General features: G+C 58.5%; 9 protein-coding genes and 1 pseudogene. 5 read left to right on the top strand and 5 right to left on the bottom strand.

Translation table 11 applies throughout. The features are described 5' to 3' along the window. Positions 1-213 precede the first annotated feature (213 nt). From M8523_RS34290 to M8523_RS34280, 3 genes are read left to right on the top strand one after another with little or no spacing between them, the layout of a single operon-like run. The gene (locus tag M8523_RS34290) at positions 214-753 is read left to right on the top strand and encodes a TadE/TadG family type IV pilus assembly protein (RefSeq protein WP_282589303.1); all 540 of its coding nucleotides are present in this window, start codon (positions 214-216) and stop codon (positions 751-753) included. Further along, positions 750-1,265, top strand: a complete 516-nt coding sequence (locus M8523_RS34285; RefSeq protein ID WP_282589302.1) for a TadE/TadG family type IV pilus assembly protein — start codon at positions 750-752, stop codon at positions 1,263-1,265. The genes M8523_RS34290 and M8523_RS34285 overlap by 4 nt, the downstream gene beginning before the upstream one ends. Positions 1,266-1,299: 34 nt before the next feature. Next, positions 1,300-2,616: a TadE/TadG family type IV pilus assembly protein gene (locus M8523_RS34280; RefSeq protein ID WP_282589301.1), complete on the top strand. Its 1,317-nt coding sequence runs from the start codon at positions 1,300-1,302 to the stop codon at positions 2,614-2,616. A gap of 139 nt (positions 2,617-2,755) precedes the next feature. Here the strand turns inward: M8523_RS34280 and M8523_RS34275 are convergent, their stop codons facing one another. Both M8523_RS34275 and M8523_RS34270 read right to left on the bottom strand, forming a co-directional pair. Then, the gene (locus tag M8523_RS34275) at positions 2,756-4,585 is read right to left on the bottom strand and encodes a putative bifunctional diguanylate cyclase/phosphodiesterase (RefSeq protein ID WP_282589300.1); all 1,830 of its coding nucleotides are present in this window, start codon (positions 4,583-4,585) and stop codon (positions 2,756-2,758) included. Between the two features lie 881 nt (positions 4,586-5,466). Then, the gene (locus M8523_RS34270) at positions 5,467-5,802 is read right to left on the bottom strand and encodes a hypothetical protein (RefSeq protein WP_282589299.1); all 336 of its coding nucleotides are present in this window, start codon (positions 5,800-5,802) and stop codon (positions 5,467-5,469) included. 552 nt (positions 5,803-6,354) lie between these two features. On the opposite strand from M8523_RS34270, the gene M8523_RS34265 reads away from it, so the two are divergent. Next, positions 6,355-6,519 carry a Flp family type IVb pilin gene (locus M8523_RS34265; protein ID WP_282589298.1) on the top strand — a complete coding sequence of 55 codons (165 nt, stop codon included), beginning with the start codon at positions 6,355-6,357 and terminating at the stop codon, positions 6,517-6,519. A 337-nt stretch (positions 6,520-6,856) separates the two neighbouring features. Here the strand turns inward: M8523_RS34265 and M8523_RS34260 are convergent, their stop codons facing one another. From M8523_RS34260 to M8523_RS34250, 3 genes and pseudogenes are all read right to left on the bottom strand, one after another. Then, a complete protein-coding gene (locus M8523_RS34260) occupies positions 6,857-9,664 on the bottom strand; it encodes an EAL domain-containing protein (protein WP_282589297.1) in 2,808 nt (935 codons plus the stop codon). Positions 9,665-9,762: 98 nt separating this feature from the next. Next, positions 9,763-11,334 (bottom strand): FecR domain-containing protein, encoded by a 1,572-nt coding sequence (locus tag M8523_RS34255; RefSeq protein WP_282589296.1) that lies wholly within the window; start codon positions 11,332-11,334, stop codon positions 9,763-9,765. 363 nt (positions 11,335-11,697) lie between these two features. Beyond that, positions 11,698-12,066 (bottom strand): annotated as a pseudogene (locus tag M8523_RS34250) (DUF892 family protein); the annotation flags it as partial. A gap of 286 nt (positions 12,067-12,352) precedes the next feature. On the opposite strand from M8523_RS34250, the gene M8523_RS34245 reads away from it, so the two are divergent. After that, complete coding sequence (locus M8523_RS34245) at positions 12,353-12,634, top strand: hypothetical protein (RefSeq protein WP_282589295.1); 282 nt, start codon at positions 12,353-12,355, stop codon at positions 12,632-12,634. Positions 12,635-12,968: the final 334 nt, after the last annotated feature.

The raw sequence follows: 12,968 nt of genomic DNA, 5'->3' as shown, positions 1-12,968 counted from the left end.
CGGATGTGGGGTTGGTCTAAGCACCCAAATCCTACGCTGCCTCAAGACGATACGCTACGTCCGCCACCTTCCCATCAGCAGGCCAGTGAATAAGGTGGGTTAGACATCAGGGCCGCGCGTTACGGCATCCTGTGTCTTGCCCTGGATGTATTTGGCCAGGCGCCTAAAACACCAGTCAAGGAATCAGATACGTTTTGGCTGTAAAAAGTTCGGATGAGGCGGAATCGGGTAGTTTGTAAGTCGTTAAGTTTGTTTGCACGGAGTGATGAAGGCGCCAGCGCAGTCGAGTTCGCTCTCGTCGGCATACCCTTCGTCGCACTCCTCCTTTTTATGATTCAAGTGGCCATCCTCTACTTCGCAGATGCCGTCCTGGAAAACTACGCCGACGACACGGCCCGCGGATTGATGACCGGATCAACACAGAAGCTTGCGTTGAACGCGACGCTTTTCAAGACCAGTGTTTGCACCTCGCTACCGAGCCTGTTCTCCTGCAATCGTCTTTGGGTCGACGTCGCGGCCTATTCGGATTTCAATAATCTCACGACATCGACCCCAACCATCACGGTCGACAGCTCAGGCAACGTCGGGACCGCCTGGGGGTACGCGCCGGGATCTCAGGGCAACGTCGTTGTTGTCCGTATGGCCTACATGTGGCCTGTCGTCGGCATGCCGATGGGGACGCTGGGCAATGTCTCGGCCACCGTCCATCAATTAAGCGCCAACAGCGTACTGAGGACCGAGGCGTACCAGTGAGGCGGTTCGGTCGTGACCGGTCCGCCACGAGCGCGATCGAGTTCGCTCTCGTGCTTCCAGTGGCGCTCGCGCTCCTCCTCGGAGGGATGGAACTCGGGCAGGAACTTGCCGCGGCACGGAAAATCGTCCGCGTGGCACGCGCGGCTGCCGATCTGACGAGCCAAGTCGCGCAGATCTCCACGAGTGGAGTGACGACGGTCCTCAACGCGGCCGCACTCACAATAGCACCACTGCCGACAGCTCCTTTAGGAATCATCGTCTCTGAAATCACCGCCGACGCAAATGGCAATACCACCGTTACCTGGAGCAAAGCCTCGAACGCCGTGGCTTTGACGGCGGGATCCACCGTGAGCGTTCCCCAAGGTGTCGTGCCGGCAGGCACGTCGGCGATCCTGGGCCAGGCGATCTATGCCTACACACCGACATTCGGGTCGGCCTTCATTCCAAGCCAGACCCTCAACAGCAAAATCTATATGAGCCCGCGCCTCTCGGCCACTGTCGATCTTCAGTAGGCCTCGCGAAACTGAACAAAAGGAGATGGCGATCATGAAAAAGAGCCAGTGTTTCATGAAGCGGTCCCTTTTCCGACGCTTCGCGGCCGACCGGTCCGCAAATGTCGCGATCATGTTTTGTCTCGTGGCCGTTCCGGTCGTGTTCGGGACAGGCATGGGCCTCGACTATGTTTCGGCTACGCGCCGCAGGGCGCAGTTGAACGCTTTCGCGGACGGCGCTGCTCTCCTTACTGTCAATGCTGCGATGATGACGAAGACCGCCGATGTCGCCAAAGCCGCCGCTGTGGCTTTCTTCACCGGTCAGGCACGATCACTTCCTGGCACGAGCCTCAGTTCGAACGTCTCCGTGAGCGTGACAGACGTCGCCGGCGTGAATGGCACCACCCGCACCACGCTCCTGACTTATCAAGCGCAGTCCGCCAACGCGTTCGCCGGTGTTCTGGGACGTACAAACCTCGCGCTGGCAGGCCAGGCCACGGCCTCCTCAACCACGGCGCCGAACATCGACTTCTACCTTCTTTTCGACACCTCACCTTCGATGGCGATCGCCGCGACCTCCGCCGGCATCTCCACGATGGTCTCACATACGTCCTCGCAAGGGGGCTGCGCCTTTGCCTGTCATCAGACGAACCCAGGCGCCGACAACCTCGGCAATCCCGGCGGCATCGACAACTATCAATTGGCCCGCAACCTGGGCGTAACACTGCGCATGGATTTGGTCGTGCAGGCTGCTCAGGCTCTGCCGGCTTATGCGTCCAACATCATGTCGCAGAACTCAGCGCATTACCGCATGGCGATATGGAGCTTCGATTACCAGTTCTCGCAAATTCAGCCGATCACCTCGAACCTGACGACGGTGCAGCAGCAGGCCGCCAACATTTCGATGCTGACAGTCTACAAGAATAGCTGGCGTACCTCCAGCGTGAACGACAATGACCAGGATACCAGCTGGGCATCGACGATCCAGACCGCCAATGCCACCATCCCGACGGCCGGCCTCGGGACCAACAACGCAGGAGACAGCCCGCAGGAGACACTCTTCATCGTGACAGACGGGGTCGTTGATGAAAGCAACGGCGGCCGGAAGATCTACGCCATGGGCGGATCGGGCTGCACGAGCCTCAAAGCACGGGGAGTCAAAATCGCGATCCTCTACACGTACTACAATCCACTACCGACCAACAGCTTCTATAATTCCAACGTCAAGCCGTTCCAGGCCAACATCGGCCCGACACTCCAGGCCTGCGCCTCTAGCGGGCTCTACAGCGTCGTCAACACGGGCGATGACATTTCGACCGCCCTGCAGACGCTGTTCAACAAGGCCGTCGCCCAGGCTCACCTGACAAACTGACCGTCAGCGATAAGGTTGCTTTATCGCCGAAAGTCCGACCGAATGGATGGTGAAACTGGCCGCTGCCTCGAGCATCGGCAGTATTCAACGACGAACTTATCTGGCTTTGCGAAGGAGTTCCGACTTTAAGGAGCGTTATTCATACGACTCGCAGAGACGAGCGGGTGACTGCGTCCGCCTGACCCAATAGACTTGCAGCAGCCCCGTCATGCCATCGGACCAGGAAGTCAGGAACGTCGTCCGGATGCATGGGGCGACCAAACAGATATCCTTGCCCACAATCACAGCCAAGACGACGCAAGATCTCGAGTTGCTCGACGGTCTCGATCCCCTCCGCCGTGATCCGGATGCCAAGATCACGGCCGAGAGCGATCATGCAGCGGACGATCGCTTGGTCGTAGCCGTTCTTGCCGAGGTTGGCCACGAACGACCGATCGATCTTGATCCGCTCCACCCTGAACTGCTTGAGATGGATCAAAGACGCATGACCAGTCCCAAAGTCGTCCAAGGCACTGACGACACCTAAGCGAGCGAGCCGATCAATGGTCGCGGCGACGGATTTCGTGGCTTGGCCCACGAACGCCGTCTCCAGCACCTCGATCTTGAGCCGATCGGGCGTGAGATCGTTGGCCTGCAGCAGCGACATGATCGTCGGCACGAGGTCCGGACGCTTCAGCTGCGCGTCGGAGACGTTCACGCCGGCACAGGTTACGGGTATACCCCCGTCGAGCCATTGCCTCATCTGAAGCAGGCTCTTGGCAAGGACGAAGTCATCGATCGCTACAGACGCCTTGGGATCCATCAGGGCCGCCATGAAGCGAGCTGGCGCAAGGAGCCCCTTTGTCGGATGGCGCCAGCGCACGAGCGCTTCCCACCCCCGAACGATTTGCGTCCGAAGATCGACGATCGGCTGGTAATGGACCTCAAACTGGTTGCGGGCCAGCCCGATCCCAACCTCGTCCAGCAAGCGTCCGTGGTCATCGACCTCGCGTCGGAAACTGGGCTGGAACAGACAGAACTGATCGCGCCCGTTCAGCTTGGCCTTGTACAAGGCGATATCAGCCTGCCTCAAAGCCGCATCAAGGCCCTTCACTTTCGGTCCGAGGAGACACGCTCCGACACTGATGGAGGGTTCAACCACGATCTGGTCCGCCGTGAGGGGCTGGCGCGCTGCTTCGACGATGCCCGATGCTCTTTGTCGAAGTTCGGCTTTGTCGCGCACTCCATGCAGTACGACCGCGAACTCGTCACCGCCCAGGCGCGCAACGAAGTCGATCGTGCGAACGGTCGCAGACAAGCGATGCCCGATCGCCTGCAATAGCTTGTCGCCAACGGCGTGGCCATGAAGATCGTTGGTCATCTTGAAGTGATCGACATCGATGATGCACAACGCCATGGCCGCGCCTTGTCGGACCTCCTCGAAAACCTGGTCGAGATACAGCTGAAAGGCGCGGCGGTTCGGAAGGCCGGTTAGAACGTCCCCGTGCGCTTGCTGACGGAGCCGCTCCTCGGCGTCGCGCTCCCGCGAAATATCTCGGATGACGCCGAACAGGCGTGCCGAACCATTGATCGTTTCCACTTGCGCGATCATCCGCGCCCAACCGGTTCGACCTCCACGAGCCTGAAACGGAACGGTCAGGTCGTACGGCTCGCCCGATTGTTTTGCGATTTCGATCCGATCCGCAATCAACGCTTGCGTCTCGATGTCATAGAATTCGATCGCCTGCGCGACCGTGATGGGCGTTCCGGGGGGCAATCCAAAAATCGCGTAGGTTCCGTCCGACCAGGAAAGCAGGCCCGTGTCGAATTCCAGTTCGAAACTGCCGAGCTTGACCAAGCGCTCGACCTGCTCAGCTTTCTTCTTCCAGTGGTTCACCTCTGCCTGCGAGGCCTGCTCCTGATCAGAGACAGGCGGCGTATGTGCTGCGATGGATAAGGGCTTTGTTTCCCCGCGCCGACGGACCGTCACCTGTTCGCTCCCGGATGCTGACGTGCATTTGAGCGTGAGATTGACGGCAGTGTGTTCGCGAACTCGGAACGTCACGCAGTGCAGGGACGAATTGCGCAGCATGGCTAAGGATGCGTAAGCCGAATGGCCACAGGTCTGGGCGACAGATCGCGACCGTCCTCGTGCAGCGGGGCGCTCTCCCCCTAAGCTGCGCAATGAATTAAACTCCTCCAACGTGGCGGCCCATCAGAGCCGACAGGGGCGATAAATGGTTTTGACCTTCGACGTGCACAAAGCTCGGAACGACGATTTCTCCGTCCGAGATCCCCAAAGCGGTCGGATCTTAATCCTCAATGGCGTCGTTCAGTCAGGTCTGTCTGAGCGCGAAGCCCGGGCGACCTACGAATTGTTGGATCCGATCGCGTTCGGGCCGCCGAAAATGGCTCGGCCGCAAGCACGACGGCAGCTCACGTGAGGCCGCAATCCTTTGCGCAAGCAGTCGCGAACCGGAGCGCCTCGTTTAGAATGTTCTGACTGCCTTCAGAGTGGCAGTCATGCTCCAAGCGTGCACCGTCGATCTTCACTTCGCGCTGACCCGAAGGAGATAAAATAACGTCGAACTTGAAGTGGTCACCGTCGTCACTCTGGATTTCGACCCGATGTGCGCTGTGGGAGCAAAGATCGAAAGCCACCCTATGCTCCGGATATGGCAGGTTGCCGATCCACCTGTGTTAAATTCAAAATGTACGAAATCGTTCGACAAGTTGACGCAGGCTCTATCGTGTCCTGAGGCTTGCAATGATAGCCCTCATCCTTTTTTGGAGTGCAGAATCTGCCTGCATCGGGCAGCCCGCCGCCACCTGCACGTCGTCAGTGAGCTCGGGAGGCTTAGCCGTCGGCGATCACGTCGCATAGCCAAGCGCCTGACCCATTCTTAATCTCGACGACTTAAACAGTGAACGCAGGATGCGGAACGGCAACCGCCGGGATGGGGACGGATAGGTCACCGCAGACGCCTCAGCGTAGCGGAAACATGAGCTTGACGCCTCTTCTGCAAATGCGAGGGCACCAGCTAAGTGCTCCTCTGGCGCGCCGGTTGCGTTCTCACCGTGTTCGGTTTGAACGGTCGAGAGCTTATCCCAGGCGCCGTTCTGAGCCAGCTTAAATCTGTAGACGTGTCCCTCTGTCATGTGCTGCACGACTGCGGCACCGTTGCTGATGGTGATGAACTGGAACATTCGAGCTCCCAGACCCCTCCGGAAGAGCATTAGTATGGATAAACTTTCGCCCGGCTCGCTCTCAATCGTAAACAAATCGTAAACAACGAGCTCGCGTGTCGGCGACACCACAGTAAGCCCGTGTTGCTCCCGATAGCTTCTCGCATCGCCGCCGCTACGGTCTAGCGGCCGATCATGTCCAGCATCCACAGCATCCGCACGCCCATTTTGTCACGGCCGGCGATCACGCCGCATGGCCAGGCGCCTGACCCACTCCTAATCTCGATGTTTTGGGGCTCGGGGCTTTGCAATGACCGCTGTCGATCTCACCGTGCCGGCAACGTTGAAGTGGATCAGCCGCAATCGGAGAGAATTTGTCAAGACCCACAGAGATTGTGGCAAATACAACTCAAATTGGTTCGACCACTTAGAATAAAATTCACTGTTAGCGAAAATGTTAACATGGCTCCGCGAAATAGACAATGCCATTAAGACATCTGCAATCGGCCAGCTCTAGGCCTTTATCATCCCTAAGAGTAATTGGGTTGCGAACGAGTGCTGTCGGAGAGTGTCATGAATAATCTTATCGCACGATTTATCGGAAATGAGTCTGGAGCGACGGCCATTGAATACGGCCTGATTGCGGGATTGATAAGCGTTGTCATCATCGCGGCCCTAACCTCGATCGGAACTAAGCTTAATACTAAGTTTACCAGCATTTCGGCCGGCCTGAACTAGTACTGGGGCCCAGGGCTGTGACTCGGGAGGGATTTCCTGATCGGGGTTGAGCTGATTCTTTGGCGCGAGGAGGATTCGCGCCATAACAGCGTTGATCTTGTGTGAAATAGCATTGCCAAGTGACCCTGCCGGATTTCGATGATTCAGGTAGTTCCGGCGCCTATCGGCGTCAGGACCCCGCGCCGATCCACACGCATGGAAAGCTCGCCGCCGCCTCACACGCATCGTCAGTGAGGTCGGGAGGCTTGAGGCCGGCGATCACGCCGCATGGCCGGCCCCTCGACGCGGCTAAATTGAAGCGGTTTGACGGGTGAAGATCACGCCATTGGAGTCAGGCTCAACCCGCCTTCAAATCGCGAGTGAAGCCCGAGGCTTGCTCGAAGAGCGCCTGATGTAGGGCAGCGGAACTCTCGGGGCGCCCATGCAGATATCCTTGGACCTCATCGCAGCCCATGATCTGGAGCAGCATCATCTGCTCGGTCGTTTCGACACCCTCGGCATTCACTCTCAATCCAAGTTCACGGGCCAACTGGGTCACGGCCCGAATGATCGCCACTGAAGAAGCATCCCTTTGAAGCTCTCGGACAAAGGACTGGTCTATTTTGACTTTATCAATTGCAAATTGCTTCAGATAACTCAGAGACGAGTAGCCCGTCCCGAAATCGTCAAGAGACAACTTGATTCCAGCCGCGCGAAGTCGACCGAGCGTGTTCTGGATGCTGATACCATCTTCAACCAGCATAGACTCCGTCAACTCAAGATCGAGCCGCTCGGGTGGGAGGCCAGTTTCTGCAAGGACGTGCAGGATCTCGTCGGCAAGGTCAGCCTGTGCAAGTTGCACGGCGGAAAGGTTGACCGACACTTTGATCGGAACTGGCCAGGACATCGCATCCTGGCACGCTACACGGAGCACCCAAGCCCCAAGTGGCCTGATCAACCCGGTTCGCTCTGCGGCAGGAATGAACAGGGCTGGCGAGATAGGCCCGCGCGCAGGGTGCATCCATCTCACAAGAGCTTCGACCCCAACAATGCTCCCTTGATGGATGTCAACCTGCCGTTGGTAGACCACGGTGAACGCACGTCGCTGCACGGCGTCACGTAGATCCTCCTCTAGCAGTTTGCTATTCTCGCGCTGCTTTCGCATTTCTGCGTCGTAGAGTCGGACACAGCTCCCCCCATCTGCCTTCGCAGCATAAAGGGCCGCGTCCGCGCAACGCATCCATTCTGCCGAATCCTGCCCATCATGAAAAGCGAGGCCAAGACTCGTGGTCACCTGAGTTCGGTAATCACCGATCTCGTAGACACCGATCAAGATCTGCTGAAGTGTCTGAATGAAAGCGATCGTCTGCTCTCGCGAGCGCCGGACGAACACCAGCGCAAACTCGTCACCACCCAGCCGCGCCGCCACATCGCCTGGCTCCAAGAGACCGCGAACCCTGTTTGCGACAGCGCGTACAAGTTGATCGCCAGCGGCATGGCCAAGCCGATCGTTGACGGTCTTGAACCGATCTAGATCGAAAAGCGTCAGTGCGGCTACACCGCCTTGCTCTTCACTGATAATCGCGTCCGTGCGTTCGAAAAGGACATATCGATTGGCGAGCCCGCTTAAAGCATCAACGCGTGCCATCTCGGCAATTTGCGCTTGCGCGGCCCGCTGGTCGGTCACGTCCTGGAATGTGAGGCAAATCGCGACGGCTTTAATCGAGGATCTCCTCGTTCCCGTCGTTTGACTTGTGCGAGACAATGTCGTCACACAATCCAAAATAGCCGACCGGCCGTTTGAAAACACACATGACACCTGCGCCACAATGCTGGGCGCTGGAGCTTCGGTCTCGGCTTGGGCGATCGTCGTGCGAATGAGGTTGGCCAGCGGCTCTGGAAGCCAAACGTCAAACCGGCAGTTCGGACCCTTCTGAGCATGATCGCCCAGCATCGTTTTCGCCGCCTGACTTGCGGCTCGGATCAGACCGCTTTGATCCACCACGACGATGCCCGCAAAATTATCTGCAACGACGCGATCGAGGATCAGACGGAGCTGATCGGCCTGACGACGGGATGCTAGCAGACCGATGCGCCGCTCATGGATTTCCGTGGCTACGCTGAGGCCGGTGAGGCCGAGCAGTCCGGCATGGATCGGAGCTGTGACAAGCACAAAGGGCCAAACCCACTGAACCCCAATTGCAACGGCCTCGGATCCCACCGCCACGCCAGCACAAGACAAGAGGAACAATGCAAAAGGCAGGCGGCGGCCGGCGAGGCACAGGAGACCAAGAAGGCCGAAACTGCAGGCAAGCGTGGACCACGATCCTGAACGCTGGAGCGTGCGGTGCTGGAGCAGATTTTCTGTTGCTATTGCTTGGAGCACCGGTCCTGCAAGAAGGCCGAAGCGAGGCACGGTAAAGTAGTCGCGCAACTCGACAGCCGTGGCTCCGATGATCACCTTACGGTTGCGCACCTCAGCCTCTGAGACCTTGCCGTCCAAAAGGTCCTTGATCGAAACATGATCGAAGCCATCGATGTCCAGCCCATAATCGATCAGGAAGCGGTCCGTAACCCGCCCTGAACCCGCTCCAAGGATGCTAGCAAGTGAAGCCACAGGTTCTACGTTCACATCCGGCTGATCTTTGAAGCCGTTTCGCTTGTGGAACACCTCACCTTGATCGAACCAGCGGATCCGGCCGTCGGGATCGGGCCTGACGCCGACTGAGCCTTCCCAGCCGTTAGCTGCGAAATGTTCAAGAGGGCGGGTTTCAAGCAGAACACTGCGGCCATCCTGATCGAGGCCGACGACTTGTTTGAGGGCTGCCAAGGTCACGAGGCCATCAGCCCGCTTCAAAGCCTGCTCGAATGCCGCATCTTGGTCGCCGTCGGACGGCGAACTAAAGTCAATATCGAAGGCGACCTCGGCCGCTCCCAGCGCCCTCAACCGGTCGAGGATCTCTGCATAACGGGATCGCCGCCATGGCCAGGCTCCAAGCGCTTGAATACTGGGGGCGTCGATGTCGACGAGCAAAACGTGTCCACTAACGGGCCGGGACAAGGCGTTGAAATGCAGTTCCTCCAGCACCGCTTGCAGGGGATGAAGCAGGCCGGCGAGAAAGAGGAAGCCAACAAAGCTAAAGATGGTCAGCCTACCTATCGTCAAGTAAGCTGTCCGTAGCAAAGGCAAGCCCACCTTAGCCATTCACGCCCCCGCTATATCCGCACCGTACCAAAGAGGGTGATCAGCCGCTTTTTCCGTTGCTACTTCCCCTTGTTGGCGCCGCCGTTGCCCGGCGTTCCGGCGTTGCCCTTGCCATTGTCGGATTTCCCCGACGAGGTCCCGGATGAAGCACCGGTCGTGCTGCCGCTACTCGTGGATCCGGCGCTTCCAGTGCCATTGCCGCTGTTGGCGCCGCCGTTGCCCGGCGTTCCGGCGTTGCCCTTGCCATTGTCGGATTTCCCCGACGAGGTCCCGGATGAAGCACCGGTCGTGCTGCCGCTACTCGTGGATCCGGCGCTTCCAGTGCCATTGCCGCTGTTGGCGCCGCCGTTGCCCTTGCCATTGTCGGATTTCCCCGACGAGCTCCCGGATGAAGCACCGGTCGTGCTGCCGCTACTCGTGGATCCGGCGCTTCCAGTGCCATTGCCGCTGTTGGCGCCGCCGTTGCCCGGCGTTCCGGCATTGCCCTTGCCATTGTCGGATTTCCCCGACGAGCTCCCGGATGAAGCACCGGTCGTGCTGCCGCTACTCGTGGATCCGGCGCTTCCAGTGCCATTGCCGCTGTTGGCGCCGCCGTTGCCCGGCGTTCCGGCATTGCCCTTGCCATTGTCGGATTTCCCCGACGAGCTCCCGGATGAAGCACCGGTCGTGCTGCCGCTGGCGCTTGGACTTCCATTGTTCGAAGACGCTCTCCCAAGTGCGGAAGATTGCCCTGAAGTTGATGTCATTGATGAACGGACGTTTGTAGTGGCCGGTCCCACCGCGTTGCCAAAAGCCGGACTGCTCCCGCTTGAATGCGAAGCATGATCTCCCGCAAGATTTGCTGAGAAGAAGCCGCCTACGGATCCAGACGGCGTGCTGGTAGAACTGACCATAGATCTGACGGCCGAGAACAGACCCGGCGAACTGGTGACTGGACGTGATGTATCAGCCGCATTATTTGCCGCCGCCACTTCCGAAATGCTGACCGTCGTTGCCGGTGTGACCTGCGAGAGGGGAGATACGATGGCAGCTCTCGGAGCAGTCCGGGTCATGGCGGCACGGCGACCCGTGCCAGACACAGACATGCCTCGTTCCCCCACCTTGGCGTTTTGGCCCGCGGTAACGTCGCTCGTCTCTCCGCTCGCCAAGGCGGTCACCTGCACCGTGCCGCGAGCAACGGCCACATCTCCTGACACCTGGCCGATCCCAACCGTGAAATGCGTGCCCTTGACGACAGCGGCCAGCATTGGGGTCTCAACCGAGAAATGCTGCACGTTGCGCTTTTCCACATCGAAGGACACCGTCCCGGCTTTTTGCAAAACTGTTGTGGAGAGATCCTCGTCAGGGTGTTCTGTGACAGCAACCACAGATACCGGCCCGATCACCATGGTCTCGGTACCGCGAAGCAACATCACGCGAGACCGCTCGGCTGTGACAATTGTGGCTCCCGACTCAATCGAAGCACCGACAGCGAGTTCCCTGCGAGTGGCCTCGGTATTGACCCAGGCGGAGCCGGAGACCTTGCTCACCAGCCAATCGCCTGATGCTGCAAGAACGGGTAAATCCGTGAGCAAGCACAACAGTGCCGAACAGGCGAGTGAAGCGCTATGGAAGCCGAGTTGCGTTTTCATCGACAGAAGGTGAACGATGATGGTTGAGAAAAGCTGATTGAATGCAGGATCGTGGCGAGCCCTTCGCGCTGTTCCGATTCTGCATACAGCAGCCTGCCGGCGCGAAATAAGCCAACTCAGATGCGGTCTTCCAGCGGAACTTGGCTGAACTGGTGAGCCTCGGCATTCGCTTACCGGAGCAGGGTGGCACGGTGCGCTCGCCTCAGGCTCTGTTCGCCCGTACCTAGCAGGTAGGCCGCGTTGCAGCCGACGTTCTAGGCCGTCGCAGCGTTCTTCAATGGGTTGCTCACGCCGAGGTAGCGCCATCCAAGTCGATTGAGCTCAGCTCCGCCCGGAACGATCTTCGGAACGGCAGCCGGGCTATTATCGATCAGCCTTCTGGCCCGAGGTGGAAAGCTCGAGGTAGCGAAGGGTCGTGGGTCGGATCAGGGCCGCTACCTTCTCGGCCATGGCCTCTTCTTCCCTGAGTGACTGCTGAAAGCCGGACAGGTGAGCCGATTGGCCCGCTGCTTCAGCGATGACCAGGAGGGACGTATAGGCCGCAATCTCGAAGTTCTCGAAAGCGTGGTTGGCGTAGGTGTTCTTCAGGATCTCGTCCTGCGCAGGTGTGTGGCCCAGAGCCATCATGTTGCCGACAAAGCACAGAAACCCTTCCTTCAAGGTCGAGGGCGATGCAGATAACGAGGACAATGCCGCCTCGAGCCGATCACGTTGCCCGTGAGTCTCGGTGATCGGCGCAGCTCCGAAGAAGTCGACTGGAAACAGGCGCAGATTTCACGAGCCAACCACTGATGTTGACCATAGACGCGGAATGCTTTGGCGCCTGTGCACCCTTCTGGAGGGTGAGACGTTTGTCTGCCGGGACGCGAAACGCTGGAGGGTTTTAAAATGTTGAAGATAATTCGAGTTGGGCTCATGGCGGCGGCTTCAATGACCGCGTTGAGCCTGTGTTCAGGTGCGAGCGCTCAGGGCATTTACCTGGGTCCGAACGGGGTAGGTGTCGACACCGGAGATCGGGTTGAAAGAGGCGACGGCCGGGATTACCGGGGCGATGGTGGGTATCACCGACATCGCGAATATGGTCGAGACAATGGATACGATCGGCGTCGGCACAGAGATGATGAGCGATATGGCGGTGACTATGGATCCCGTCGGCATCATCGCTATGAGGAAGACAGTCAGGACCAATGATACTGAGCGGGCGTGTCGTCTAATTGGTACGGGTTCCGCCCGCCCTGTCCTTCATCAGCAGCAGCAAACGGAACAAAGCTCTACCTTGACTGTTGTTGCAGTTAGATAAGTGAAGGAGGTTCAAGTTGGGTTAGGTAAAGGCGCTCTCTTGTGGCTCATCGGTGTTCCAATTCCAATTATACTTTTGCTAGCTTTCTTTATGCATCATTGATTATCTCATCTGAAGCTAACTTTGATATGATACGCTTCACCCGATTTTAGGTTGGAGCGTATTTGTGTGACTTTCCCGAGCCCTTGGAGCGGTTCGGACCGGCGAAATGTCAAGAGTGGCTTCTGTTCTCGCCTGCTCTCCGACACGCTACCTTTCTAACCGGCCCTATTCACGGACGCGCTTGGATTTCGGCCAGTTTGGCGGCCCGATGCTTGCGGTCGAGGGTCATCGT

The sequence above is a fragment of the Lichenifustis flavocetrariae genome, assembly GCF_026130545.1.
Lineage (GTDB): Bacteria > Pseudomonadota > Alphaproteobacteria > Rhizobiales > Beijerinckiaceae > Lichenihabitans > Lichenihabitans flavocetrariae.
The sequence above is the reverse complement of the archived record's forward strand: the minus strand, read 5'-3'. Positions and strand labels throughout refer to the sequence as shown.

Bases quoted from the DNA above. Each gene is read 5' to 3' on its own strand.
- M8523_RS34290 (WP_282589303.1), top strand. From the start codon at position 214: ATGAGGCGGAATCGGGTAGTTTGTAAGTCGTTAAGTTTGTTTGCACGG.
- M8523_RS34280 (WP_282589301.1), top strand. From the start codon at position 1,300: ATGAAAAAGAGCCAGTGTTTCATGAAGCGGTCCCTTTTCCGACGCTTC.
- M8523_RS34270 (WP_282589299.1), bottom strand. From the start codon at position 5,802: ATGTTCCAGTTCATCACCATCAGCAACGGTGCCGCAGTCGTGCAGCAC.
- M8523_RS34265 (WP_282589298.1), top strand. From the start codon at position 6,355: ATGAATAATCTTATCGCACGATTTATCGGAAATGAGTCTGGAGCGACG.
- M8523_RS34255 (WP_282589296.1), bottom strand. From the start codon at position 11,334: ATGAAAACGCAACTCGGCTTCCATAGCGCTTCACTCGCCTGTTCGGCA.